The sequence below is a fragment of the Escherichia sp. MOD1-EC5990 genome (assembly GCF_002965285.1).
GTDB classification, from domain to species: Bacteria; Pseudomonadota; Gammaproteobacteria; order Enterobacterales; family Enterobacteriaceae; genus Escherichia; species Escherichia coli_F.
Genome location: NZ_PTRV01000072.1, coordinates 1 through 859, shown reverse-complemented (window position 1 = coordinate 859; position 859 = coordinate 1). Strand labels below are relative to the sequence as shown.

The window sequence follows — 859 nt, the reverse complement described above, 5'->3', positions numbered from 1 at the left end:
CGGGAGCCGTATGAAGCGAGAGTTTCACGTACGGTTCTGCGAGAGGCTGTCGGGGAGGTTCCGGTGGCCTACTCACTTAACGCTGCTTTTTTGTACTAAACAATTCGCATTTTATGTTTAAAAATTGAGATATTCCTCATTGCCTGAAGCTGTTTTTTTATTGCTTATACATGATCAAATACTCCTTACATAATTAAGGAGAAAAGAATGGAACTTAAAAAATTGATGGAACATATTTCTGTTATTCCCGATTACAGACAATCCTGCAAAAGTGAAACATAAATTGTCGGATATTCTACTGTTGACTATTTGTGCCGTTATTTCTGGTGCAGAAGGCTGGGAACATATAGAGGATTTTGGGGAAGCACATCGCGATTTTTTAAAACAATATGGTGATTTTGAAAATGGTATTCCTGTTCACGATACCATCGCCAGAGTTGTATCCTGTATCAGTCCTTCAAAATTTCACGAGTGCTTTATTAACTGGATGCGAGATTGCCATACTTCAGATGATAAAGACGTCATCGCAATTGATGGAAAAACACTCCGGCATTCTTATGACAAGAGTCGCCGCAGGGGAGCGATTCATGTCATTAGTGCATTCTCAACAATGCACAGTCTGGTCATCGGACAGATCAGGACGGATGAGAAATCCAATGAAATTACAGCTATCCCTGAACTTCTTAACATGCTGGATATTAAAGGAAAAATCATCACAACTGATGCGATGGGTTGCCAGAAAGATATTGCAGAGAAGATACAAAAACAGGGAGGTGATTATGTATTCGCTGTAAAAGGAAACCAGGGGCGGCTAAATAAAGCCTTCGAGGAAAAATTTCCGCTGAAAGAATTAAATAAT

At 39.7% G+C, this 859-nt stretch carries 1 pseudogene; it reads left to right on the top strand.

Annotation, left to right across the window (positions count from 1 at the left end):
* Positions 1 to 207: 207 nt before the first annotated feature.
* Positions 208 to 859 (top strand): annotated as a pseudogene (locus BEB42_RS25900) (ISAs1 family transposase); the annotation flags it as partial.